The following is a 24,155-nucleotide window of genomic DNA, read 5'->3' as shown; positions in this document are numbered from 1 at the left end:
TCAAGCCCCTCGGGGGCATGGGTGGCAGGCATCAATCCCCCCGAAATGCCGCTCCAGTATGTCGATGCGCGACGTGTCGACCACGGCGGCGACGTAGCCGTCCGGCCGGATCAGCAGCCACTCGCCCGGTTGCACGCCATAGGCCTCGACGAAGTGCCCCTCCACATCGTGCAGGTCGCCAGCCGGGCCGATAACGTGGACGCGAACCCCCGCACGCGAGGGGGCGTTGGACCGATCGCAGGCGTAGCCGAGCAATGTCCAATGCGTCCCGCGCAGCACGTCGAACAGGCGCACGCGCTGCCCACCCGCGCCCTGCAGCGGCGCATCCGGCGCCCGGCTGCCCGGCGCGATGCGCCCGCTACGGGGGTCGGCAGGCAGCGTGAGTGACGATTCTGGATAGGCGAGATCGAGCTGCTGCACGTCGCGCCCGCGGCGGTTGTCGCCGCGCTGGGCCTGGGCGAGCAGCGTCGTGGCAAGCCCGAGCATCGAGGCCGCAATGGGGCGGCGCTCTTCCTCGTAGGTATCCAGCAGGCCCTGCGGCGCACCCTTCAGCACTGCGGCCAGTTTCCAGCCGAGGTTGTAGGCATCCTGCGCGCTGGTGTTCAGGCCCTGGCCGCCCGTCGGCGGATGCGTGTGGGCGGCGTCGCCGATGAGGAACACGCGGCCGTCGCGGTACCGGTCGGCCAAGCGCGCGTTCATCCGGTACGCGGACGCCCAATGGACATCGAGCACCGCGAGATCCTCGCGGCCGGTACGCATGCGCACCATGTCCGCCAGCCCGTCGACGGAAAGATCCACGTCACCGTCGAGCGGCACGGGGGCCTGCAGCTGGAACAGCGCCGTTCCCATGAGCGGGCACAGCGAGATGCGCCGCGCCATGTCCTCCTCGTTGAAGCTGTGCCAGGCATCGCGCGGCAGTCCCTTCAGCACGATGTCGGCCACCACCGCGCGCACGCCCAGCGTTTTGCCCGGGAAGCCGATGTCCAGTGCCTGCCGCACGAAGCTGCGGCCGCCATCGGCACCGACCAGATAGCGCGTCTGAAGCGTCTGCTCGCCCGTGGGGGTGGCGAGACGAATGGTCACGCCGCTGGCGTCCTGCTCGAAGCCGATCACTCCATGCCCGAACTCGACCCGGTGGCCCAGCTCGGCCAGACGATCGCGCATCACGGCCTCGGTCAGGAACTGCGGAACCATCAGCGGCTGGCGGTAGGGTTCGGCCGGCGTGGCCGGTGCGCCCTCGATGACGGCCGTGTCGATGCAGCTGCCATCGGCGCGATGGATCCGGGACACAGGGTAGGGCCCACCGACCGCGAACAGGCGATCGAGGATGCCCATGTCCTCGAAGACTTCCTGGCTGCGCGGCTGGATGCCCTTGCCGCGTGAGCCATGGAAGGGCTGTTCCCGCTGCTCCACCAGGCGGAATGACACGCCGCGGCGGGCCAGTTCGATGGCCAGGGTGAGGCCGGCAGCGCCGGCACCGCAGATCACTACTTCAGGGGTCGTCCCCATGTCGCCGCTCCAGGTGTGTGTAATATGCACTTACTTGGAGGGGATGCTATGCCTGCGAAAAAGAAGGTGCAAGATACACATACTTCGGCCGCGCTGAAGTCGCTGCACCTGTCCATGGTCAGCCTCGCCAGCGTGATGAATCGGCCGCGCAACGATGAGCGGCTGATCCAGGAGGCCGGGGTGACGCTGGACCAGGCCCTGTTCCGCCTGCTGGTGGTGATCGAGCGGGTCGGCCCCATCGGCGTGGTGGACCTCGCCGACCGGCTGGGCCGCGACTACACCACCATCAGCCGGCAGGTCGCCAAACTGGCGGCGATGGAGCTGGTGACACGTCGTGGAAACCCCGAGGACCGCCGCATCCGGGAGGCGACCATCGCGCCAAAGGGCAAGGAGATGACCGATCGGCTGGACGCCGCGCGCGAGCGGATCGGCAGGGAGATCTTCGCGTCGTGGCCCGCGCAGGATGTATCGGAGCTGGTCCGTTTGATGGCACAGTTCGCCAGCGCGCTGGAAGCCCGCGAGCGGGAGGCGTAACGACGCACCGCGGACGTTTCAGCCCCTTCGCCCGTCGCTTGGACGCTCCTGTCAGAACCTCAAGGCATCACACGTGAAAGGATTCCTGCTGCTTCCGCTGCTGCTTGCGGTGTCGTTACCCGCCAGTGCCATCGTCATCCGCCACGATGTGGAGGATGCCGCGTACGGCGTTCCTGCCAGCGAGTTTCCCGCTCTCGTGGACATGCCCGGCGAGGGTCACGGCGCGCTGATCGCACCACAGTGGGTCCTGACCGCCGCGCACACGCTGCCGATGCATGCCGGGCTCAAGCAGGTGGTGATCAACGGAACCGCGCGGGAGGTTGAGCGCGTCATCACCCATCCGGGCTACAGGACGCTGCCGCAGACGTTGATCGATCAGGCCATCGCCAGTGGCGAGGCGATGTTGATCGTGGTGTTTCTCGCCTCGGGCGATGATGTTGCGCTGATCCGGTTGAAGGCGCCGGTCACGGACGTAACGCCGGTGGCCCTGTACAGCGACAGCGACGAGGCCGGTCAGATTGCGAAAATCCTGGGGAAGGGCGCAACGGGTACCGGCGCCACCGGGCATTCTCCCAACGGCCCCAATCGCACCGAGCTCCGGCGTGCGTTCAACCGGATCACCAGTGCCTACGACCGCTGGCTCTGCTACGTGTTCGACGAACCGCCGGAAGCGTTGCCCCTCGAGGGCGTGCTGGGCAACGGCGACAGCGGCGGCCCGGTGCTCATCGAGCGCGATGGCCAGTGGCTGCTGGCCGGGCAGGGAGCCTGGAAGGTCGTGCAGGGGAATGTGCTGACGGCCCGGCCCGGGCGCTATGGTCAGGTGACCTGCAATGTGCGGATGAGCCACTACGCGGGTTGGATTGAGCGCGTGATGACCGAGCAGCCGTAGGCAGTGCGATCTGGACGTTGCCCGTCATGCCAGTGGCGAGCGTCGCCACGCGACGTCCGCTGCGTCACGTGTGGACCGTCCGTGGCCCACACGCCCCCGTGACCCGCTCGGCTCAGCCGGCCTGACCCAACCGCAGCTTCAGCTGGTCGATCTCCGCTTCGCTGACGCCGATGGACTTCAGGTAGCCCTCGGCACCGCCGTACTGCTGATGCAGGGCCACCAGGAACATCTCCATGTTCTCCGGCGCGGTGCCCGACATGCCGGCCATCTTCCTGCCGATCTCCGGGTTCTGTCTGATCAGTTCCATGATCTGCGCGTTCATCGCGCTGTCCTTGGGCTGGCCTTCCAGGTAATGCGCGGAGATCGCATAGTTGTGCACGATGTCCGCGCGCGGAACGCCGGCCAGGTCGAGCAGCAGCCCGGCGATGATGCCGGTACGGTCCTTGCCGGCGGTGCAATGGAACAGCACGGTGCCGTCGCGCTCGGCGGCGATGCGCTGGAAGACCTGCTTGAACTGTGGCTGGCTGTGATCCAGCCATTGCACGTAGGCCGCGCCCAGCGAGTCCGGGAACGTCGTCATCATTTTCTGCAGGTCCATCTTCTCGGTCCCCATCAGCGAGGTGCGCTGGTAGGCGAAGCGGGCATCGTCGGCCAGCAGGTCCGGCGACTGCGCCTGCTCATCGGCGGTGCGCAGGTCGATATCCAGGGTGACGCCGGCGGCGGCCAGTGCGTCGCGGTCGGCGGCGGTCAGGCGACCGAGGTCCGAGGTGCGCACGAACGCGCTGGCCGGGATCGGCCCATGGGTGCCCTGCAGGCCGGCAAACGTGCGGGTGTTCCATGCGCCCTGCAGCGGAATGACGCGCTGTGCGTCGGCGGCGACTGGCTGCACGTTGGTGGTGCGCGTGGCGGCGGTCGCAGTCTCGGCGACCGGCGCGCGGGCCAGCACGATACCGGCGCCGGTGAGCATCGGCAGGCTCAGGGCCATGGCAAGGGCGAGTGGGGTGCTTCGGTTCTTCATCGGAATCTCCAGGGCGATCAGAAGGTGACGGTGACGTCCAGGCCATAGGTGCGCGGATCATTGAAGATCCCGCTCTGGCCGAGGGACGCGTTGTTGAGCTTGTAGAACAGGTGTTCTTCGTCGAGCAGGTTGCGCACCCACAGCGAGACGGCCAGGGTCGAGCCCGTGCTGTTGAGGGGGACGTCGATCAGGGCCACGCGGGCGTTCACGATGAAGGAGCTGTCGGTGAGCATCTGGTCGTACTCGCTGGTGTAGTAGCCGTCGGACCAGTTGCCGTCGAGGTGGAACTTGAGCGCGGAGAAATTGGCGAACGGCAGCAGGTAGTCCAGCGACACGCTGCCGGCGTTCTTCGGCGCCAGCAGCGGCTGCACGGTGACCTGCACGCCCGCGCCGAACGGGTCGACCGCGCTCTGCGCATCGATCCGCGTGTAGGCGTAGTTCAGGCCGACGGTGAGGTTGTCCACCGGCATCACGTTGAATTCCAGCTCCGCACCGCGCGAGGTGCCGTTGCTGAGCGCGTTGGTGGTTACCATCGTGGTGCGGGTCTCGCCGCTGTTGGGATCGAAGGGCAGCGAGAAATCCATCTGCTTGTGCTCGATCTTCGAATCGAACAGCGCGAGGTTCAGGCGCGCGCGGTTGTCCCAGAACTGCGACTTGAAGCCGAGCTCGAGCGCGGTCACCTCTTCCGGGGCGAAGGCGGTATAGGTCGTGGAGCGCGAGTTGGCGCCGCCGGCCTTGAAGCCGGTGCTGTACTTGGCATACACCATCGCGTTTTCGCCGAGGTCGTAGGCGATGTTCACCATCGGATCGAAGCGTCCCCAGGCATCGTCGAAGGCAAGATCGGTGGCCGCGCCGTTGACGATGTACAGGCTGCCCTTCTTGTCATCGCGCGTATAGCGGCCACCGGCGGTCAGGTGCAGACGCTCGAGGGAGGCCGGCGTCCAGGTGGCCTGGCCGAAGATGCCCAGGCTGTCGGTCCACGCCTTGCTCGCACGATCGACGCGCACGTTGCCCAGGTTCAACGGGTTGGTGGCGGGATTGAGCGTGTAGCTGTTGCCGCCCGGCCCCCACAGCAGCATGTTGGGGGTCTGTGCGTTGTCGCCGGCGGTTTCGTGATAGTAGAAGGCGCCCGCCAGGAACTGGACCTGCGAGGTGGTGCCGATCAGCTGGAACTCCTGGCTGTACTGGTGCTGGTAGACCTGGGCCAGGCTGTAGCGGCCGAACGGCGTGTTCGGGCCGCCATAGGCGGAGATCGCGTCGACCAGTCCCATGTCGAACTGGCCCTGGGTCAGTTCACGGTAGGAGCTGATCGACTTCAGTTCCAGGCTGTCGCTGAGCGTCCAGCCGAGGTTGAGCAGGTGGCCGCTGGTGCGGCCGATGTTGTCTTCCTGTGGGCCACCGAGAATGGCGGAATCACGTCGATCTTCGCTGGCGCCGGCTTTCTGCAGCGGGCTCACGTAGGGGCCCGGGACCAGCAACTGGGTGTGGTACGGCGTGGTGGCATCGTAGGAGCGGTCGAAGGCATACAGCGCGGAGAAGTCGTCGCTGGGCTGCCACAACGCGGTGATGCGGGCGCCGCGCTTGTCGTAGCTGTTGAAGTCGCGCTCGCCGCGCATCGGGTTGTCGGTGGTCCCGCCGCGCGTGGCCTGCACGGCGTCGATCTTGAAGCTGACATCACCCACTTTCGGCAGGTCCAGGTGCAGGCCGGTGGTGTAGCCGCTGTAGTTGGAGACGCCTGCGCTCACGCGGCCACCGAACTCGCCGGTGGGCTGTCGGGTGACGATGCTGAGTGCGCCGCCTTCGGTGTTGCGGCCGAACAGCGTGCCCTGCGGCCCCTTCAACACCTCGATGCGCTCGACGTCGTACAGCATGCTGCCCAGGCCCTGCGCGCGGCCCATGAACACACCATCGACATACACGCCAACGCCCGCATCGCGTGCGGGCTGGTTGGCATCACCAGAGGCGCCGATGCCGCGGATGCCGATGTTCAGTGCCGAGCTGCGGGTCGCGAACGGGGTGACCCGCAGCGAGGGGATCGAGCCATCGGACAGGCTGCCGATCGAGATCGCGCTGCGGTCCTTCAGTGCTTCGGCATCCACCACGGAGACCGAGATCGGGGTGTCCTGCAGATTGGTGGCGCGCTTCTGGGCGGTGACGACCACCTGATCCAGCGCGACGACGTCGCGGGCGGCGCTATCGGTGGTCGTGGCGGTGTCCGCGTCGTTGGCCAGGGCGAGGCCGGGCAGTGCGGTGGCGATGGCGAGGGCTAACAGGTGGCGGTGCAGCTGGGCGTGGCGCATCGGAGTGTTCATGGAAGGAGGGGGCCGGCGCAGTCTGGGCGCGCAAAATGACAGATGAATGACCGTTCATTCAGCCGCCGGCTGTCGTACCATCCGTCCTCTACTGGACGCCTGCTATGACGAGCAATGACGCTTAATTCCCTTTCCGGCGCTGCCGCCGACGACACCGCCGCCGCCCGTGCCGAGGCGCAGCGACAACGTATCCTCGATGCCGCGCAGCGCTGCTTCATCGCCCGTGGTTTCCACGCCGGCTCGATCAGCGACATCGCCGCGGAGGCGGAGATCAGCCAGGGCCTGATGTACCGCTACTTCCAGAACAAGCGCGCACTGATCCTGGCCTTGATCGAACGGCAGCTCGCCCACGACGAGGAGGCGATCGGGCACATGCCGGCCGCCGCCGATCTGGTCGATGGGCTGCTGCGCTGCTACCAGCTGTGGGCGCGCGGCGAGACGCTGGAGACCCGCGGCAATGCCATCGCCAATGTCGCGCTGTATGCGGAGATCACCGCCGAAGCGCATCGCGATCCCGTGGTGGCCGAGGTGCTGCGCCGGCACGACAGGCTGACCAGTGCGGCGATCACCGCGTGGTTGCGGCAGCACGACATCGCGCGCGGCCGTACCCCCGAAGACGCCGATCTGGAACGCCGCACGTTGTTGATGCGGTTGCTGGTCGAGGGCCTGGCGATGCGTGCGGTACGCGATCCGGACCTCGCGGCGGAGACCGTGCGGGGTCTGCTGGCGGTGGCGATTGCGAGCGTGCTGGGCGAGTGAGCCCCGGTCACATGGAATTCACGGCGGCGCGCGGTTAATCCGGCCGTGGCGGACCTCGCCACCTGCCTGGTGATCGGAGCCGTCATGTCTATCAACGTCATCCACGCATCCGCTCCGGCGGTATACCAATGAACGCGCGCGCTGCGATGCGTGTTCTTTCCGCACTCCTCCTGGTTTGTGGGGTGCTTCCGGTGGCGTCGTCGCATGCACAGGCGCCGAAAGGCCCGCCCAAGGCAGCGGCGGCGCCGCATACGTCCGATGGCATGGCCTGCGACAGCCCGAACCAGTCGCAGGCCGGGCTCAACCAATGTGCCAGCAACAGCGCGCAGAGCGCCGATGCCGAGCTCAATCGGATCTATGCCAAAGTGCTGGCGCTCAATGCCCAGGACACGGTGTTCCTGGAGCGATTCAAGGCAGCGCAGCGTGCCTGGCTGGTGTTCCGCGATGCCCAGATCGCGGCGCGGTATCCGTCTCCGGAGGATTACGGGAGCGTTCTGCCGATGTGCCAGAGCGGCGAATACGAGCAGCTGACGCTGGATCGGATCAAGCAGCTCAAGGCCTGGGTTGACGGGGTCGAGGAGGGTGACGTCTGTGCCGGGTCCTACCCCATGGGTGGACGCTAGAACAGCGGCCATTTAACGGGACGGTACAGCGCCGTGCGCACACTGGTTTCCTCTGCAACGCCCCTCATGCACCGGAACCGGAGATCCCATGTCCTTCAAAGCCCTCCTTGCCACGCGAAGCGGTGACAGCATCACGGCCGGCGTCGTCGACCTGACCGAACAGGATCTGATGCCCGGCGACGTGACCGTTGCCGTGGAGTATTCCACGGTGAACTACAAGGACGCGCTGGCGCTGAGCGGCCGTTCGCCCGTGATCCGTACCTTCCCGCTGATCCCCGGCATCGATCTGGCCGGCGTGGTCGAGACCTCCAGCCATCCGGGCTACGCCGCCGGTGATCGTGTACTGGTCAACGGCTGGGGCTTGAGCCAGACCCATCACGGCGGCTATGCACAGAAGGCGCGCGTGCCGGGCGAGTGGCTGGTGAAGATTCCCGAGGCCTTCTCCAGCCGCGACGCGATGGCGATCGGCACCGCCGGCTATACCGCGATGCTGTCGGTCCTGGCGTTGGAACATGGCGGTGTATCACCGGACCAGGGTGACATCCTGGTCACCGGCGCCAACGGTGGTGCCGGCTCCATCGCGATCGCGCTGTTGTCCGCGCTCGGCTACCGGGTGGTCGCCTCGACCGGCCGGCTGGAGGAGTCCGACTATCTCAAGGCGCTGGGCGCGGCCGAGATCATCGACCGCGCCACGCTGTCCGAACCGGGTGCGCCGATCGCCAAGGAACGCTGGGCGGGTGCGATCGACGCGGTGGGCAGCCATACCTTGGCCAACGTGCTCGCACAGACCCGCTATCGCGGTGTGGTGGCGGCCTTCGGTCTGGCCCAGGGGGCCGATCTGCCGGGCTCCGTGCTGCCTTTCATCCTGCGCAACGTGACGCTGGCCGGCATCGATTCGGTGAACGCGCCCTACGCAGCGCGCGAGCAGGCGTGGACGCGCCTGGCCAGTGATCTCGACCTGGGCAAGCTGGCCCGCACCACGCAGGTGATCGGACTCGCCGAGGTGCCCGCACTTGCGGGGCAGCTACTGCAGGGCCGCGTACAGGGGCGCACCGTGGTGGACGTCAACGCGTGATCCGGCCCGCACACGCGGCCGACGGGCAGCAGGCGCCTGCGGTGGATCAGCCCGCTACGCCGGCGGCGGATTGGCGCCCTGCAGCGGCTTGACCAGCTGTTCGGCCATGGCCTTGTAGATCGGCACCCGGCACACCAGGCCGGAGACGCCGCGCGCGATCAGCACCGTTGCCAGAATGGGCAGCAGCATGTCGCTGCTGTCCGTCAGTTCCAACGAGATGACCGCGGAGGTCAGCGGTGCCTGGGTCACCCCGGTGAGGTAAGCGCACATCCCCAGCAGGACGAAGATGCGCTCATCGACCGAGGGCATGATGGCGGCGAGGTTGTGGCCCAGGCCGGCGCCGACGGCCAGGGCGGGCGAGAACAGCCCGCCGGGAATGCCGGCGACATAGGAGACCAGGTTGGCGAGGAGCTTCATGAGGCCGAACTCGTGGCCGACCGAGGGCGCGCCCTGGACCAGCCCCCTGGCCTGCTCGTAGCCGGTGCCGAAGGCGCCCGCACCAAAGGCCGCCGCCAGCAGGACCAGGGCGAGCCCGCACAGGGCAGCCAACAGGACGGGATGGCGCTGCCGCAGCTGACCCAGCCAGCGTGGCCGGCCTGCCATGGTCAGCAGCACGGCGTTGGCGAACACACCGCCCAGCAGGCCCGCGACGACGCCGCACAGGACGATCGCCAGCCAGGCCTGGCCGAGCGGCAGGGTCGCGGTGACTTTGCCGAAGTAGGTGTAGTTGCCGAGCAGGCCCAGGGACACCACGCCACCCACGATGACCGCGGTCAGCAGCGTGCCGGAGAAGCGATGCTCGAAACGGCCGCTGAGCTCTTCGATGGCAAACACGATGCCCGCCAGCGGCGTGTTGAACGCCGCCGCGATACCGGCGGCGCCACCGGCCAGCAGAAAATGCGACAGCTCCTTGGGATCGCGGAATCCGAACCATCGCCCGAACATGTACATCACGCTGGCGCCGACATGCACGGTAGGGCCCTCGCGGCCCACCGAGGCGCCCCCGAGCAGGGACAGGGTGGTCAGGGCGAGTTTGCCTGCCGATACGCCCAGCGAGAGGTTGTCCCGCCGAAACGTCGGTGTCGGCACATCTAGCGCCGCGATCACCTGCGGAATTCCGCTGCCACGCGTGGGTTTGAGTGCGCCACTGGTCAGCCATGCCAGCAGCGCGAAGACCGCCGGGGTCACCAGCAGTGCCCACCAGATCGAGTGGGCGATGATCGACTGGAACACCCTGAAGGCGGCGTCGCTGGCCTTGGCGAACACGATCGCGACCAGGGCCACGGCCACCGCACCGCCCCACAAGGCCGCACGGCGCTTCCACGCATCCCTGGAAAGAAGAAGGCGTTGAGGGTCGGGTGAGGTCATGCACCGCATTGTCTCACGGCGATCCGCCGGTCTTTTTCACTGAATCTGTCGGTTTGCGCTCGCATTGCCGCGGCGATGAGCCCGCTGGAGTTCAGGGCGCAGTTGCGGAAGCGGGAGGCGCGTTCGCGGCTGTTCGAGATGCCGCCGGCGACGGATGCGCAGAGACTGAGGTTGGCCGACGCGTGAGCGTTGGCGTGCCGATTGCGGCGGTATGTAGCGGGAGGAGCTGCGGGACACCGTGGTGTGGCCGCACTCCCATGTTGCCCGCGCAATGAGCGGGTAGACCCGTTGGTCAGACCGGGGCGAAACCGCGGGTGGTCTTCTTTTCGTTCTTCTCCGCCTTCTTTTCCTTGGCGGTCTTGGCAGGTTTCTTCTTCTGCTCTTTCTGTTTGTTCAGGCCTTTGGCCATGGCGACGCTCTCCAGTTGGTTGCAACGGGGCGAGCATGGCACATCCGGTGGCGGACAGGGCGCCAGGACGCGTCGGCCGCCTTGGTGATATCAACGGTTGCTCGGGCATGTCTTCGTCACGACGCCCGGCGCGACCTCCCCACACTGCGCTCCGCCTGCTGCGGCGTCCCCCGGCCCATCCTCCGTCTCGCCGTCCACGGCATCCACGCCGGCCAGTTGCCGGGCCAGTGCAACATTGGTGATGTGCCCCTGCAGAAAAAGCAGTCCGCCGAACAGGTTCATGCGCCTATCTCCACTTGAATGGAGTTGACGATAAGTTCAGGATGCGGGCGTAAAAAGCGATATTCCTGCAAGCCACCCTTGAGCTGAGATCAAGTCAGATGTCCCGACCACCGCTGCAGGCGCTGCAGAACTTCGTCACCGCGGCGCGGCTGGGCAACCTGACCCGCGCGGCCGAGACGGTGAACCTCACGGTCAGTGCCCTCAGCCACCAGATGCGGCAACTGGAGCAGCGCCTCGGCTATCCGTTGTTGCTGCGCCAGCCACGCGGTGTGCGGGTCACGCCGGAAGGGCAGCGGTTGCTGGATCAGGTCGCACCCCATCTGGACGCGATCGGGCAGGCGTTCCAGCCGTTCGCGGCGCGCCATGACCGGGTCCTGACGGTGAGTGCGCTGCCTTCGATGGCCTCCAACTGGCTGGTGCCGCGACTGGGCAGGTTCGTCGCCGCCTATCCGCAGATCGAGATCAATCTGGAGTCCAGCGAACGCCTCACTGATTTCGCACGCCAGTTGCAGATCGACGCGGCGCTGCGCGTAGGCGCAGGCCAGTGGCCGGGGTTGACCGCCGAGCCGATGTTCGACGAGTGGCTGGTGCCGATGGCCAGTCCTGCACTCGTACAGCAGATGGGTGGTGTGGATGGCCAGCCCATCTCGCACTGGCCGCTGCTGGGCGACCCGGATGGCGAGTGGGACCGGTGGTTTGCGCTGGTCGAGGACACGCCACCGGCGCGCTATGTGGCGATGCTCAATGATTCCGAAGCACACCATCGCGCCGCGCTGGACGGCATCGGCGTGGCGTTGGGGCGGGTGACGCGGGCGCGCCTGCTGCTCGATTCCGGGCAATTGATCGCGCTGTCACCGCACCGGCTGAAGACGCGCTGGTCGCACTGGCTGGTGTACCCGCCGCGATCGGCGACGCATCAGGGCTTCCTGGCCTTTCGCGAATGGCTGCATGCCGAAGCGGCCGAGCACGCGTTGCACATGAATACCGCGGGCTAACCCGTGGAACGGGCTGAGGGTTGGTCGTGGGAATCGATGACCCGGCGATGGCGGCTCATGCCGGGGTCGGCCAGTAGAAACTATCCGGGGTCGAGCGCGCGCCGAAGATGGCCTGGCCGACCCTTACGACCGTCGCGCCTTCCTCGATGGCGATTTCGAAATCGCCCGACATGCCCATCGACAGTTCGTCCAGGCGGATGCCCGGTGGCAGCGTGGGGCGCAGCCGCTCGCGCAGGTCGCGCAGCCGCGTAAAGCACGGGCGTACCTGTTCCGGGTCCGACGAGAACAGCGCCAGGGTCATCAGCCCGCGCACGCGCAGGTTCAGGAACGCCGGGAGTTGCTGCACGAAGTCGGCGACCTCGATCGGGTCCAGGCCGTACTTGCTGTCCTCACCGGAGGTGTTGACCTGCACGAAGACGTCCAGCGTGCGCTGCTCCAGTGCCAGCCGCTGATCCAGCGCCTGTGCCACCCGCAGGCTGTCCAGCGCCTGGAACTCACTGGCGAAGCGCGCCACGTCACGTGCCTTGTTGGTCTGCAGGTGGCCGATCACCGACCAGCGCAGGCCGGGCAGGTCGGCCATGGCCGCGGCTTTGCGCTGGGCTTCCTGCACCTTGTTCTCGCCGAGCTCATGGCAGCCGGCTTCCCACGCCATGCGCAGGCGGGCTTCATCGACGGTCTTGCTGACCGGCAGCAGGCGCACGCCGGCCGGGTCGCGCCCGGCCAGTGCACAGGCGTGGACGATGCGTTCGCGCACCGCCTCCAGGTTGTGGCGGATCTCGTCGACGGTGGTGGCCTGGGGCCAGGTGGGGGCAGCGATGGGCATGGGGGCTCCGGAAGCGGGGACGGCTGCGGCGCGTCGGCGCGCCGGCAGGGCGGTCCCGTGACAACGGACAGGTTGTCATAGCGCTACCCGAAAATCACCGCCCGCCGATATCAGGGCGCCGCAGCGGAGTGCGGGCTGACGTAGTGCGATTGTTCGTCGTTGTTGAGGAAGATCAGCTCCGGCTTGCCCTGCCAGGAGGTCAGCATCGCGCCGGTGCTGTTCTGGTGCTTGACCACCAGGGTGGCGCCGCGGTCCGGGTTGGCGGTGACCTTGAACACTTCGGTGGTGCCGGTGGCATCGTCCAGGGTGAGGATCGCCTCGTCGCCGACATCGGCGGTGCCGTACCCGCCACGCTCGGAGCCATCGGCACCGAGCAGGATCAGGCCCGACAGCGGTGACGCGCGCGGCCCCTGGGTAACGCCCTTGGTGAGCGGGTCGGGGACCGGTGCGCCGAGGATCACCCGCGCCTGGCCGTTGGCATCGCGGATGACCAGGCCCCGCGCGGTGATGACACGCTCATCGGACTGGCTCTGGTGCAGGCGCAGCGCGGTCCATCCGGAAACCACCAGAGCAAGGCTGGACACAACCAGCGTGGTGAGGGTCAGCGCGCGCGACATACCGTCTCCGGATCCTTGGAAGGGTGCGACCATACCGGATAGGCTATTCACGGCACCAGTCGGAAAACTCTGGAATTGAATTCAGAGTGTGAAGTGGGTCACGAGATGGCTCAGCGGAAATCACGGCTGTGGGTGCGCACGCCGTCGATCAGGCTGTCGATGTTGTGCATCTGGCGGACGATCAGGTGCTGCACGCCGTCCACGCGTTCGAGGCGGCCATCGATCTGCATCAACTGCGCTTCGACCAGCACCCGATGCTGGCGGTCGGCGATCTTGCGCCAGACCACCGCGTTGACCATGCCGCATTCGTCTTCCAGGGTGAGGAAGGTGACGCCGCTGGCGGTCTGGGGGCGCTGGCGCATGCGCACCAGGCCGGCAAACCGCACGCTGCGCCCGTGTGGCAGTGCGGTCAGTTCGTCGGAACGGTGGCAACGGCGCTCGCGCAGTTGGCTGCGGATGAACGACACCATGTGCCGGCCCAGCGTGGTGCCGGTGCTGTTGTAGTCGGCCTGCATGTCCTCGAAGGCACTCGGCAGCGGCAGCGGCACGGCGGTTTCAGTGGTGGCGCGCGCGGTCTCGAACAGCGGCAGTGGCTTCTCCACCCCGGAAACCTCCCAGCGCGCGCGATGGCGATGGCCGCTCAAGCCCTTGAGTGCACCCGCATCGGCCAGCAGTCCCTGGTGGCGACGGTCCAGTTGCGCGCGCTGGCTCAGGTCGGCGACGCTGTCGAACGGCGCGCGGTGGCGCGCCTGTACCAGTCCGGTGGCGACCGCCTCGCTGAAGCCATCGACCAGGCGCAGGCCTAGGCGGATGCCGAACGGGCGACCCGGCGAGGTGGGCGGGACCAGGGTGCAGTCCCATGCGCTGTAACGCACGTCCACCGGCAGCACCGGCACGCCATGGCGGCGCGCGTCCTGCAGGATCTGGTCCGGGGTGTAGAAACCCAGTGGCTGGCTGTTGATCAGGCTGGCGGCAAACGCGGAGGGGTGGTGGCACTTGAGCCAGCAGCTGACATAGGTGATCAGCGCGAAGCTGGCCGCGTGGCTTTCCGGGAAGCCATAACTGCCGAAGCCCTTGATCTGCTCGAACAGGCGCTCACCGTATTCGCGGCTGTAGCCGTTGGCGGCCATGCCGGCGAGCAGTTTGTCGCGGTGCGGCTCCAGCCCGCCGTGGCGCTTCCAGGCGGCCATCGAACGGCGCAGCGCATCGGCCTCGCCGGGGCTGAAATCGGCGGCGGCGACTGCCAGCTGCATCACCTGTTCCTGGAACAGCGGCACCCCGAGAGTGCGCTTGAACACCTTCTCCAGCGCGGGCGGGTAGTCGATCTCTTCGATGCCTTCTTCTTTCAGCTTCTTCCGTCGATTCAGATAGGGATGGACCATGTCGCCCTGGATCGGGCCCGGGCGCACGATCGCCACTTCGATCACCAGATCGTAGAAACAGCGCGGCTGCATGCGCGGCAGCATCGCCATCTGCGCGCGCGACTCGATCTGGAACACGCCCAGGGTGTCGGCGCGGCAGATCATGTCGTAGGTGGGGCCATCGCCAGCGGGAATCTTCGCCATGCTCATCGGCGGTTCGCCATGTGCCTCCAGCATCGCCAGGCATTTGCGCACGGCGGTGAGCATGCCCAGCGCCAGGCAGTCGACCTTCATCAGGCCGGTGGCATCCAGGTCGTCCTTGTCCCACTGGATCACGGTGCGGTCGGCCATGGCCGCATTCTCCACCGGCACCATCGTGGACAGCGGATGTTCGGAGATCACGAAACCGCCCGGGTGCTGGGACAGGTGGCGCGGGAAGTCGACCAGCTCGGCGGTCAGCGCGACCACCCGCCGCATCAGCGGGGTCTCCGGATCGAAGCCGCGCTCGCGCAGCGCCTCGGGCAGCGGCTCGTGGCTGCTCCAGCGGTCCAGGCAGGCGGCCAGCTCATTGACCTGGTCCGGCGGCAGGCCCAGCACCCGCGCCACGTCGCGCACCGCACTGCGGCCTCGGTAGCTGATCGCCACCGCGGTCAACGCGGCGCGTTCGCGGCCGTAGCGGTTGAACACGTACTGCAGGACTTCCTCGCGGCGCTCGTGTTCGAAGTCGATGTCGATGTCCGGCGGCTCGTCGCGTTCGGCGGAGATGAAGCGCTCGAACAGCAGGTCCATGTCGCTGGGGTCGATCTCGGTCACGCCCAGCACGTAGCACACCGAGGAATTGGCGGCCGAGCCGCGGCCCTGGCAGAGAATCTGCTGGCTGCGCGCGAAGCGCACGATGTCGTGCACGGTCAGGAAGTACGACTCGTACTGCTTGGTGTGGATCAGCGCCAGCTCGTGTTCGATCTGGTGGCGCTGCCGGGGCGTCGCGCCCGTTGGCCAACGCCACTGCATGCCTTCCTCCACCAGCACCCGCAGCCAGCTGGCCGGGTCGTGGCCGGCCGGCACCAGTTCGCGCGGATAGGTGTACTGCAGCTGCTTGAGATCGAAGTGGCAACGCTCGGCGATGCGCAGCGTCTCGGCCAGCAGCTCGGGCGGGTACAGCGTGGCCAGGGCCTGGCGGGTGCGCAGATGACGCTCGCCATTGGCGAACAGACGCCAGCCGGCGTCGCCGAGCGTGCAGTGGTGGCGGATCGCGGTGAGGGTATCCTGCAGCGCGCGGCGGCGGCGCACATGCATGTGCACATCGCCGCTGGCCACCAATGGAATGCCCTGGTCGCGGCCGAAACGACGCAGGCGCTGCAGGCGCGCGCGGTCGTCGGCCTCGCGGTGCAGTTCAACCGCCAGCCACAGCCGCTGCGGGAAGCAGGCCTGCAGCCACTGTGCATCCTCGATGCCCGGGGTGGCGTCGGCCCACAGGCACAGCAGGCCGGCATGCAACGATCCGATGTCGCTGCGCAGGCAGCGGTACTCGCCCTTGGGCGCGCGCCGGCGGCAGGTGGTGATCAGCTGGCACAGCGCGGCGTAGCTGCCCTGGTCGGTGCACAGCAGCACCAGCTTGGGGCCGTCCTCCAGCTGGAATTCGGCGCCGGTGATCAGTGCCAGCTGGTGCTTCTGCGCGGCCTGCCAGGCGCGCACGATGCCGGCCAGCGAGCACTCATCGGTGATCGCCAGCGCACGGTAACCCTGGCCCTTGGCGCGCGCGAACAACTCCTCGGCGATGGACGCGCCGCGCTGGAAACTGAAGGCCGACAGGCAGTGCAGCTCGGCATACCCGGGCAACGGCGGCGCGCTCATGCGAACCAGCCGTGCAGCATGAAAGGTCCGCTGCGTGCATCGGTGGAGGTATAGGCCCAGCCGCGCTGGCCCTGGCCGGTTTCGATGACGTAATAGTCGCGGCGGATGTCGCCGGCATCCCACCAGCCCGATTCGATCCGCTCCGGCCCGGACAGGATGCGCAGGTGCGGATCCTGCAGCGCCTGTGGCTGCGCCAGCAGCCAGCCCGGACGCATCGGCAGCACCGGTGGCCGGGCCTTGGGCGCACCCTGGGCATCGCCGCTCGCGCGTTCGGGCCGGTGCTCGGCGCGCAGCCCCAGTCCCTGCACGGCGTCATCGCCGAGCCGCGCACGCAGGCGTTCGCGCAGCTGCTCCCACGGCATCGCCTGCTGCGGGCGCGGGTCGAACAGATCGCGCGCGGCCGGCACGAACGGCGGCAGCTGCTCGGCCTGCAGCCGCAGGCCGCGGCTGCCCGCCGGCAACTGCAGATGATCGACACGGTTGCGGGCCAGCTCGAACAGCATCGCCGGTTCGCGCTCGGGTGCGAGCAGGCCGATCGAGAGCCGCGTATCCGGGTGGTTTTCGTGTTCGAACCACAGATCGAACTGCAGCACGCCGCCATCGCGCGAGCACAGGAAGGCGGCCAGGTCGGTGGTCAGCCGCCGCAGCGGGAACAGCATCGCCTGGGTGGACTCGACCTCGTACTCGAACTCGATGCGCGCATCGAAGCGGTCCGGTGGCTGGAAATAGCGCAGCGGCGGCGTGCTGATCCCACGCAGCGCATCCAGGTGCGCCAGTACCTGCGGCGGGAAACGCCGCGCCAGGCTCTCCCGTGGCAGGCCGAACGCGGCGCCCAGCGTGCGCAGGCCCGACCGCGCCAGCACCGTGACCGCCTCGACCGGCAACCCGCTGCGTTCGATCGGCACCTGGGCCAGGGCCGCGTCCAGCTGGTGCGCATCCACGCCGAGCCGGCCATGCACGCGCGCCAGCACACTGGCGGCATGCGGATTCGGTGCGGCCACCAGCCGATGCCGGAAGCCCAGCTCGGTCAAGCCGCGGGTGAGGCGCTGCTCGACCTTCGGCCAATCACCGAACAGGGCGCGGCTGGCTCGGATTTCCAGTGCCAGCGCGTGCGGGAAATCCAGGCTGACCTGCGAGCTGATGCCATACAGCCAGCTCGCCAGCAGCTGGCGGGTGGCCTGCTCGGCGCGCGGGTCGTACTCCGCGCTGAGCATGTCGCGGGTGAGCACCTGCGCGGCCGAGAGCAGCATGCCGCGGCGCAGCCCGAGCTGCCGTGCCGAGGGACTGACCGCATGCAGCACGCGCCGCTGCGCCGGCCCGGTGACCAGCACCAGCGGCGCGGCCGGATCCGGTTGCTGGCGCAGGGCAGCGTCCAGCGCCAGGTGCGGCAGCAGCAGGCAGGCCCAGTCCACGGCGGCGGCTCAATGGGCCACGGCCAGCGGCAACGGCTGCGCCGGTGCCAGCCCGCCACGGCACTTGAGCACCCGCACCTGGCCATCGTCGAGCTGCAGGCGCAGCGCGGCCGGAGAGGGGTTGCGCGCATGCCGGGCATCGCGGAAGGAAAACCCCAGGCACTGGCCGGTTTCAGCTGCCACCTGCAGCCGGCGCAGCGCGCGGTCATCGGCCTGCTGCGGCCAGCACAGCACCGCCGCGCAGGCGGCCGAGCGCAGGCATTGTTCGGCCGCCCACAGCGCATCGCGTGGGCTGGCCTGGACCACCTGCACCTGGCCCAGCGCCAGCCCGGCGCGGGCCCAGGCCGGGGCATGCGGCAGGTGCGGCGGGGCGATCAGCACCACGGTCTGCTGCTGCTGGCTCAGCCGTGCCAGGGTCGGCCAGACCAGGGCCAGCTCACCGACCCCGGGCGAAGCCAGCAGCACCTCCGACAACGCCGAGGGCGGCCAGCCACCCCCGGGCAGGCGGGCATCCAGCGCCGGGTGGCCGGTGGGGTGCGGGGCCACCTCCGGGAAGGCCGCACGTGGCTGCCCCCGCCAGACCCGGCGGGTTTCCAGCAGCCGGTCCAGGGCCAGCACGGCGCCCATCAGCGGGCCTCCCGGCAGGGCTGGAGCAGGCGGAAACGGGCGGGAAACAAGGGCATGGCGGCGAGTATCGGCAGCACGCGTGTCAAAGGCTGAGACCGACAATCCTACCCGCAATTAGTAAAAATGCTAACGAATTCGGCAGCCGGATTCCGAACCGGTTGAGGGTGCTGAATGCTTCAGGAGAGCAGCATGGCAGCGCGCCAGATGGGATGGCCAAGTGCGTGATGGAGGGCATCCACGCATGGCGTGGATCTACTCAGCGCCCCTGTGGATCGGGCCGGTGGTGCACGTACTCGACCACGGTGCCGTCCGGATGCACCGCATTGAAGGCCGCGCCGGTAGGCACGACCTGCAGCGGGAAGATGATCTGCGCCCCGGCCGCCACCAGCCGGTCGTAATACGGCTGCACGTCATCGACCAGCAGCGTCCCGGTGGTGGAGGTGAACGGGGCCAGCTTGTCCGGCGCTCCTTCGATCAGCAGGAACGCCCCGACCATCGCCAGGCGCAGGCCGGCCTCGGGGAACGGGAAACCCGCATCGGCGACCACGCCCTGCAACTGCTCGTAGAACGCCACCCGCGCTTCCAGTTCGCCCGGGCCGACGAACACCCGGATCAGCACCCGCGGGCTGCGTTGCCGGGAGGTGTCATTGCGGTCGCGCCAGAGTTGATCGAAGTGGCGGTGTGGGGGCATGCGGTTGCTCCGGGACGTGAGCAGTCATTATCGATCCGCGCTCCGCCGGGAACCGGGCAGGGCTCATGACCACCGGTGATGGCGTGATAACCCGTCATCGCCCACCACGCCAGCAGTGCCAGCAGCGATATGCCGGCGCCGGCCGCGCATACCGCGTTCCAACCATGGGCGGCATACAGCGCACTGCCGGCCAGCGCACCCAATCCACTCCCTGCTGCGTAGAACAGCATGTACGCGGCGATCACCTGCGCCTGTGCGTGCGGGGCCGCGGCCAGGATCCGGCTCTGGTTGGTCACGTGCAGCGCCTGCACGGCGAGGTCCAGCAGCAGCACACCAAGCACCAGCCAGCCGAGGTGGTGGGACATCGCCGCGATTGGCGCCCAGCTCAGCAGCATCAGCAGCAGGGCGCCGGTGGTGACCCGACCGGCATGGCCACGGTCGCTCCAGTGCCCGCTGCGTGCCGCCGCCAACGCACCGAGCAGGCCGACCAGCGCGAAAGCGCCGATGCCGGTGTGGCTGAGCGCATACGGCGGTGCGCCCAGTGGCAGGCTCATGCTGCTCCAGAACAGCCCGAACACGGTGAACAGCAGCAGGCCCAGCACGCCGCGCTGGCGCAGCACCGGCTGCTGCCGCAGCAGGGCGATCATGCCGGTCCGCGCGCTGGACGTGATGGGCACCGGCAGCTGCGGCAGGCGCGCCCACAGCAGGGTACCCGTCACCACCATCAGCGCCGCCGAGAGCAGGTACACCGCGCGCCAACCGCCCAGATCGGCCACCGCGCCAGCCACCACGCGTGCCAGCAGCAACCCGACCACCACGCCGGCCTGTGCGGCACCGACCACGCGGCCGCGCTCGTGCTCGCCTGCGGCGGCGGCCGCATAGGCGATCAGCCCCTGGGTCATCGCGGTGCCGAGCAGGCCCACCGCCAGCATGCCCAGCAACAGGCTCCAGGCCTGCGCGGCCATCGCGACGGCCAGCAGGGCGAGCACCAGGCCCACTGTCTGGATCGCCATCAGGCGGCGACGCTCCATGCGGTCGCCCAGCGGCACCACCCACAGCAGGGCAGCGACCGAGCCGAGCTGGGTGGCGGCAATCACCGCGCCGATGCGGCCGGTGCTGATCTGCAGATCGGCCGCCAGCGCATCTAGCAAGGGCTGCGCGTAATAGACATTGGCCACGCTGAGCCCGGCGGCGCAGGCGAACAGCATCAGCAGGGCGGAGGGAAGCGGGGAAGCGGAAATGCCGGGGGCGGTGGTCGCCATCATTCAGTCTCAAAATAGAACCAGTTGATTCTGCGGCATGTGGTTCTAAAATGAAACCTTGAGCGGAGCATCCTGATGGCCACCGAGTCGATGACAACCTGCCCGGTAGGGCGCGCGCTGGATCTGGTCGGTGACCGCTGGTCGCTGCTGATCGTGCGCGAGGCCTTCGACGGGGTGCGCCGTTTCAGCGATTTCCAGCGCCGCCTGGGGATGTCGCGGAGCATGCTCAGCCAGCGCCTGCAGGCCTTGCTGGAGGCGGAGGTGCTGGCGCAGCAGCCCTTGGCCGAAGGCCGCAGCTATCAGGAATACGTGCTCACCGAACGTGGCCGCGCGCTGTTCCCGCTGGTGGTGGCGCTGCGCCAATGGGGCGAAGCCTTCCTGTTCGCGCCGGGCGAACCACGCTCGGTCCTGCAGGCCGACAGCGATGATCGCCCCTTGGCGCTGATGCAGCCGCGCGACCAGCGCGGGCAGGTGGTGGAGGCCGCCGAGACCCGGGTCATCAAGCCAGTTTCGTCGTGAATCCCGAGGCCCACGGTGTCCCAAATGTAAGCATCCTGTTGACAGGCATGAACAGGCTCGCCCACTCTTCCGGGGTGGAGTGCCGGTAACGGGCTCCCGGGTGGTGCGGCTGTCACGACGGGCGGAGGGGCCTGGACGTAGCCGTCATCGCCTTGCGTTGTAAACGGTTCCGCGCGCCCGCGCGTGGTTCCCGCCGACATGGCGCTGCACCCTTCTGCGGCAAGACTCCCTGGATTTATTGCGCAAGCAAAGGTGTTTCGTCCGCTCATGAAAACGATTTCAAAGCCCCTGGCCCTGACGGCCGCCATCGCGCTCTCGCTGAGCGCTTCCGCCTGGGCTGCCGCCCCGGTTGCCACCACCGACGCGTTCACCGTGCTGACCCTGGAACAGACCCCGGGTGAGCTGGATGCGGCCGTGGTCGCCGCGCAGCTGGAGCAGCTGCAGGTCGATGCCCTGACCGTGCGCAACGTGGAACGCCGCGCCGACCGCGTGGACCCGCTGCAGGCTCTGGCCGACGCGCTGGGCTACCACTATCGTTTCGTGACCGCCGATCCTGCCGCCGCGCAGCAGACCGGCAGCGTCGTGCTGACCCGCCTGCCGATCGAAGCCGAGTCGGGCACCGAACAGCCGTCGCTGAATTACCTTCGCCTCAACGATGGTCGCCACGTCGTCGCGCTGTACACCAGCGCTGCCGATGCCGCTGCACTGCCGCCGCTGGTCACCCGTTCGCGCCTGGGCGCACCGGCCGTGCTGCTGGGCGCGGTCAGCGCCGATGCGGCCACCACCGCCGGCTTCGATCCGTCGCGCGTCGCGCTGGAAGCCAACGAGAGCTACTTCAGTGACGGCTTCCAGTCGGCCAGCTCGGCCCCGATCAAGCTGCGCATCCATGACGGCAGGAAGGGCACCACCGCGGCCACGCTGCTGACCCTGGGCTATGCCGCGCCGGTCGGTGGCGAGACGCCGTGGATGGACACCGCCCTGAACGCCGATGCCCGCGCCAAGGCCCTGCTCGCGCAGATGACGGTGGACGAGAAGTTCCAGATGCTGCACAGCTACTTCGGGCTGGGCAAGGACGGCGGTCCGCTGCCGGAAGGCGCGGTCGGTTCGGCCGGTTTCGTACCGGGCGTGCCGCGCCTGGGCATTCCGGCGCAGCAGTCGGCCGATGCCGGCCTGGGCGTGACCAATCCGGGTGGCTTGCGCAAGGGCGACCACGCCACTGCATTGCCGTCCGGCCCGTCCACGGCCTCCAGCTGGAACCCGGATATCGCCTTCGCCGGTGGTGCCACCATGGGCCGTGAAGCCTGGCAGCAGCGCTTCAACATCCTGCTGGCCGGCAGCGTCAACCTGCAGCGCGATCCGCGCAATGGCCGCAACTTCGAATACGCCGGTGAAGATCCCCTGCTGGCCGGCGTGCTGGTCGGCGAATCGATCCGCGGCGTGCAGAGCCAGCACGTGATCTCCACGATGAAGCACTTCGCGCTCAACGACATGGAGACCTCGCGCAATTTCCACAGCGCCGAGATCGGCGAACAGGCGATGCGCGAGTCGGACCTGCTGGCCTTCGAAATCGCCATCGACATCGGCAAGCCCGGTTCGGCGATGTGCTCGTACAACCGCATCAACGGCACCTACGGCTGCGAACACGATTACCTCATGAACGAGGTGCTCAAGCAGGAATGGAAGTTCCCCGGTTTCGTGATGTCCGACTGGGGCGGCGTGCACAGCGGCTCCAAGGCGGCGCTGGCCGGCCTGGACCAGCAGTCGGCCGGTGAAGTGTTCGACAAGGCGGTCTATTTCGACGAACCGCTGCGCCTGGCCGTGGCCGGTGGCGTGGTGCCGCAGGCGCGCCTGGACGACATGGTGAGCCGGATCCTGCGCACCATGTTCGCGCACGGCAATTTCGATCTGCCGCCGGTGCATGAGCCGATCGACGACGACGCCGGCTTCCACGCCGCGCAGCGCACCGTCGAAGAAGGCAGCGTGCTGCTGCGCAATGCCGGTGACCTGCTGCCGCTGGGCAAGGACGTGCAGCGCATCGTCATCATCGGTGGCCATGCCGACAAGGGCGTGATCGGTGGCGGCGGCTCCTCGATGGTGGGCTGGACCGCGCGCGGCACCAATGCGGTGCCGGGCGTGATGCCGACCACCTGGCCGGGCCCGGTGATCTTCCACCCGTCCTCGCCGCTGGAAGCGCTGCGTGCCGAGCGTCCGGATGCCCGCATCGATTACGTGGATGGCCGTGACGTGGCTGCCGCCGCGCGCGCTGCTGCTGCCGCCGATGTGGCCATCGTGTTCGCCACGCAGTGGTCGGCCGAGTCGGTCGATCTGCCGCACATGCAGCTGCCGGACAACCAGGACAAGCTGATCGCCGGGGTCGCCAAGGCCAACCCGAAGACCGTGGTGGTGCTGGAAACCAATGGCCCGGTCGAGCTGCCGTGGCTGCAGCAGGTACCGGCCATCCTGCAGGCCTGGTACCCGGGCATCCGCGGTGGCGAAGGCATCGCCGCGCTGCTGACCGGCAAGGTCAATCCGTCCGGCCGCCTGCCGGTGACCTGGCCGGTGGATGTCAGCCAGCTGCCGCGCCCGCACGTCAACGGCCTGGGCTTCAACCCGAAGAACAAGCCGGATGACACCATCGATTACGACATCGAAGGCGCCAACGTCGGCTACAAGTGGTTCGCCGCCAAGGGCCTGACTCCGCAGTACGCGTTCGGCCATGGCTTGTCCTACACCAGCTTCGGCTACGACAACCTGCAGGTGGTGGTGGAAGGCCAGCGTGTGGTCGCCAGCGTGGACGTGCGCAACACCGGCAAGGTCGCCGGTGCGGACGTGCCGCAGCTGTACCTGCAGCTGCCGCAGGGCAGCACCACGCCGATCCGCCTGATCGGCTTCCAGAAGGTCATGCTGCAGCCGGGCGAGAGCCGCCGGATCCGCATCGAAGCCGAACCGAAGACGCTGGCCAGCTTCGACACCGCCGACAAGCAGTGGAAGATCGCCGGTGGGCAGTACGAAGTGCAGCTGTCGCGCGCGGCCAACGCACCGGTGCAGCGCGTGCCGCTGGAGCTGGCCGAGCAGGTCGTCCGCTGAGCTGACGGACGCGCCGGTACCGACCAACGGTCGGTACCTACCGCGGATCGGACCCAACGCGCGGTACGGGGTAGGGCACGACCGTTGGTCGTGCCAACGTTCTGACGGGCAGGCCACGACCGTTGGTCG

20 protein-coding genes are annotated in these 24,155 nt (G+C 68.2%); 8 read left to right on the top strand and 12 right to left on the bottom strand.

The genetic code is table 11. The features are described 5' to 3' along the window. A complete protein-coding gene (locus ABE434_RS01055) occupies nucleotides 1–1,509 on the bottom strand; it encodes an FAD-dependent oxidoreductase (protein WP_346477484.1) in 1,509 nt (502 codons plus the stop codon). A 48-nt stretch (nucleotides 1,510–1,557) separates the two neighbouring features. Here ABE434_RS01055 and ABE434_RS01050 point away from each other — a divergent pair, with 48 nt between their 5' ends. Together ABE434_RS01050 and ABE434_RS01045 are read left to right on the top strand one after the other, a co-directional pair. Next, nucleotides 1,558–2,043 carry a MarR family winged helix-turn-helix transcriptional regulator gene (locus tag ABE434_RS01050; RefSeq protein WP_346477483.1) on the top strand — a complete coding sequence of 162 codons (486 nt, stop codon included), beginning with the start codon at nucleotides 1,558–1,560 and terminating at the stop codon, nucleotides 2,041–2,043. A 73-nt stretch (nucleotides 2,044–2,116) separates the two neighbouring features. Beyond that, nucleotides 2,117–2,932 (top strand): trypsin-like serine protease, encoded by an 816-nt coding sequence (locus ABE434_RS01045; RefSeq protein WP_346477482.1) that lies wholly within the window; start codon nucleotides 2,117–2,119, stop codon nucleotides 2,930–2,932. Between the two features lie 112 nt (nucleotides 2,933–3,044). On the opposite strand, the gene ABE434_RS01040 is transcribed toward ABE434_RS01045, so the two are convergent. Together ABE434_RS01040 and ABE434_RS01035 are read right to left on the bottom strand one after the other, a co-directional pair. Then, entirely contained in the window at nucleotides 3,045–3,950 is a 906-nt protein-coding gene (locus ABE434_RS01040) for a tyrosine-protein phosphatase (RefSeq protein ID WP_346477481.1), read from the bottom strand. Nucleotides 3,951–3,967: 17 nt separating this feature from the next. Then, nucleotides 3,968–6,250 (bottom strand): TonB-dependent receptor, encoded by a 2,283-nt coding sequence (locus tag ABE434_RS01035; RefSeq protein WP_346477480.1) that lies wholly within the window; start codon nucleotides 6,248–6,250, stop codon nucleotides 3,968–3,970. Between the two features lie 126 nt (nucleotides 6,251–6,376). Here ABE434_RS01035 and ABE434_RS01030 point away from each other — a divergent pair, with 126 nt between their 5' ends. The 3 genes from ABE434_RS01030 to ABE434_RS01020 all read left to right on the top strand — a co-directional run bounded on the left by ABE434_RS01030 (nucleotide 6,377) and on the right by ABE434_RS01020 (nucleotide 8,719). Next, a complete protein-coding gene (locus ABE434_RS01030) occupies nucleotides 6,377–7,021 on the top strand; it encodes a helix-turn-helix domain-containing protein (RefSeq protein ID WP_346477479.1) in 645 nt (214 codons plus the stop codon). Between the two features lie 128 nt (nucleotides 7,022–7,149). After that, nucleotides 7,150–7,644: a lysozyme inhibitor LprI family protein gene (locus tag ABE434_RS01025; RefSeq protein WP_346477478.1), complete on the top strand. Its 495-nt coding sequence runs from the start codon at nucleotides 7,150–7,152 to the stop codon at nucleotides 7,642–7,644. A gap of 88 nt (nucleotides 7,645–7,732) precedes the next feature. Further along, entirely contained in the window at nucleotides 7,733–8,719 is a 987-nt protein-coding gene (locus ABE434_RS01020; RefSeq protein ID WP_346477477.1) for an MDR family oxidoreductase, read from the top strand. 54 nt (nucleotides 8,720–8,773) lie between these two features. Here ABE434_RS01020 and ABE434_RS01015 read toward each other — a convergent pair whose 3' ends face one another. Beyond that, on the bottom strand, nucleotides 8,774–10,087 hold the full coding sequence (locus ABE434_RS01015) for a chloride channel protein (RefSeq protein WP_346477476.1): 1,314 nt from the start codon (nucleotides 10,085–10,087) through the stop codon (nucleotides 8,774–8,776). Nucleotides 10,088–10,586: 499 nt separating this feature from the next. Beyond that, nucleotides 10,587–10,778: a hypothetical protein gene (locus tag ABE434_RS01010; protein WP_346477475.1), complete on the bottom strand. Its 192-nt coding sequence runs from the start codon at nucleotides 10,776–10,778 to the stop codon at nucleotides 10,587–10,589. 98 nt (nucleotides 10,779–10,876) lie between these two features. Here ABE434_RS01010 and ABE434_RS01005 point away from each other — a divergent pair, with 98 nt between their 5' ends. Further along, nucleotides 10,877–11,773, top strand: a complete 897-nt coding sequence (locus ABE434_RS01005; RefSeq protein ID WP_346477474.1) for a LysR substrate-binding domain-containing protein — start codon at nucleotides 10,877–10,879, stop codon at nucleotides 11,771–11,773. A gap of 55 nt (nucleotides 11,774–11,828) precedes the next feature. Here ABE434_RS01005 and ABE434_RS01000 read toward each other — a convergent pair whose 3' ends face one another. The 7 genes from ABE434_RS01000 to ABE434_RS00970 form a co-directional block, all read right to left on the bottom strand. Then, nucleotides 11,829–12,596: a YggS family pyridoxal phosphate-dependent enzyme gene (locus tag ABE434_RS01000; RefSeq protein WP_346477473.1), complete on the bottom strand. Its 768-nt coding sequence runs from the start codon at nucleotides 12,594–12,596 to the stop codon at nucleotides 11,829–11,831. 110 nt (nucleotides 12,597–12,706) lie between these two features. Next, nucleotides 12,707–13,213 (bottom strand): hypothetical protein, encoded by a 507-nt coding sequence (locus tag ABE434_RS00995; RefSeq protein ID WP_346477472.1) that lies wholly within the window; start codon nucleotides 13,211–13,213, stop codon nucleotides 12,707–12,709. A 110-nt stretch (nucleotides 13,214–13,323) separates the two neighbouring features. Then, on the bottom strand, nucleotides 13,324–16,428 hold the full coding sequence (locus ABE434_RS00990) for an error-prone DNA polymerase (protein ID WP_346477471.1): 3,105 nt from the start codon (nucleotides 16,426–16,428) through the stop codon (nucleotides 13,324–13,326). After that, nucleotides 16,425–17,840 (bottom strand): DNA polymerase Y family protein, encoded by a 1,416-nt coding sequence (locus ABE434_RS00985; protein WP_346477470.1) that lies wholly within the window; start codon nucleotides 17,838–17,840, stop codon nucleotides 16,425–16,427. Before ABE434_RS00985 ends, ABE434_RS00990 begins: the two co-directional genes overlap by 4 nt. Nucleotides 17,841–17,849: 9 nt before the next feature. After that, a complete protein-coding gene (gene imuA / locus ABE434_RS00980; protein ID WP_179458734.1) occupies nucleotides 17,850–18,467 on the bottom strand; it encodes a translesion DNA synthesis-associated protein ImuA in 618 nt (205 codons plus the stop codon). 256 nt (nucleotides 18,468–18,723) lie between these two features. Beyond that, nucleotides 18,724–19,158, bottom strand: a complete 435-nt coding sequence (locus ABE434_RS00975; RefSeq protein WP_070425312.1) for a glyoxalase — start codon at nucleotides 19,156–19,158, stop codon at nucleotides 18,724–18,726. Next, nucleotides 19,080–20,420: an MFS transporter gene (locus ABE434_RS00970; RefSeq protein ID WP_346477469.1), complete on the bottom strand. Its 1,341-nt coding sequence runs from the start codon at nucleotides 20,418–20,420 to the stop codon at nucleotides 19,080–19,082. Before ABE434_RS00970 ends, ABE434_RS00975 begins: the two co-directional genes overlap by 79 nt. A gap of 75 nt (nucleotides 20,421–20,495) precedes the next feature. Here ABE434_RS00970 and ABE434_RS00965 point away from each other — a divergent pair, with 75 nt between their 5' ends. Together ABE434_RS00965 and ABE434_RS00960 are read left to right on the top strand one after the other, a co-directional pair. Next, nucleotides 20,496–20,939: a helix-turn-helix domain-containing protein gene (locus tag ABE434_RS00965; protein ID WP_346477468.1), complete on the top strand. Its 444-nt coding sequence runs from the start codon at nucleotides 20,496–20,498 to the stop codon at nucleotides 20,937–20,939. Nucleotides 20,940–21,206: 267 nt separating this feature from the next. Continuing rightward, nucleotides 21,207–24,026, top strand: a complete 2,820-nt coding sequence (locus tag ABE434_RS00960) for a glycoside hydrolase family 3 C-terminal domain-containing protein (protein ID WP_346477467.1) — start codon at nucleotides 21,207–21,209, stop codon at nucleotides 24,024–24,026. Nucleotides 24,027–24,155: the final 129 nt, after the last annotated feature.

The organism is Stenotrophomonas sp. TWI1183, assembly GCF_039673115.1.
Taxonomy (GTDB): Bacteria; Pseudomonadota; Gammaproteobacteria; order Xanthomonadales; family Xanthomonadaceae; genus Stenotrophomonas; species Stenotrophomonas maltophilia_AA.
This window is presented reverse-complemented; position numbering and strand designations above follow the sequence as displayed.